At 46.3% G+C, this 838-nt stretch carries 1 protein-coding gene; it reads left to right on the top strand.

Annotated features, from left to right (window positions below; translation table 11 throughout):
* On the top strand, nt 1–838 hold an 838-nt coding region (locus A3729_RS23680; RefSeq protein WP_197476018.1), incomplete at both ends, for a penicillin-binding protein activator.

The raw sequence follows: 838 nt of genomic DNA, 5'->3' as shown, positions 1-838 counted from the left end.
CTATCTTTTAATGTCCTTAAAGTTAGCGACAAGCAATAAGAACAAAGCACGCATTGAGAAAATACTGCCGCTAATCCCGAACCTTGGTTTATCTGGCATGAATGTCGACCAGCAAATCGAGCTTTCGCACTTATTATCTCAAGCTTATGAAATCACAGATTTAACTATTGAAGCGGCGATCACCTTAATCGATCATCGCGGCCTAATTAATCCAGAGCATCACCAAGACACAGACGAGCAAATCTGGCACCTACTCCGCTCAACTGAAACAGCCGACCTAAGCCAATACATTTACACAGGCGACAACCCTGACGCATTAGCGTGGTTAGATCTAGCTCGAACAATCCAGCTAAATCAGATCAGCCTGGATGCCCAATATAATGCATTTCAGGCATGGAACGAGCTGTGGCCAAGCCATCCTGCCAGCCTGAATCCGCCTCACGAGCTAAGCATTCTAAAACAACTCCCAAACACTCGCCCCGATTCGATAACACTTGCCCTGCCCTTAAGCGGGCCACTTCAATTGGCTGGAAAAGCTATTCGTGACGGCTTCATGGCTCAACACTATGCCAGCAATAAACAAAACCCAAACCACGAACCACTACAAGTTCGTTTTTTCGACACAGCAACGCAAGACATTTTGTCACTGTACAATCAAGCACCTGAGACAGGCAGCCTAATTATCGGCCCTCTAGACAAAGCTTCTCTTAAAGCGCTGAACTCCTTAGATATTATTAGCACGCCAACTCTCGCCTTAAACTATCTTCCAGCGACTAACGCAGGTTCAGATAAGCTATACCAACTTGGTCTAGCACCTGAGACCGAGGCCAGACAACTT

It is taken from the genome of Oleiphilus sp. HI0043, from assembly GCF_001634935.1.
The sequence above is the reverse complement of the archived record's forward strand: the minus strand, read 5'-3'. Positions and strand labels throughout refer to the sequence as shown.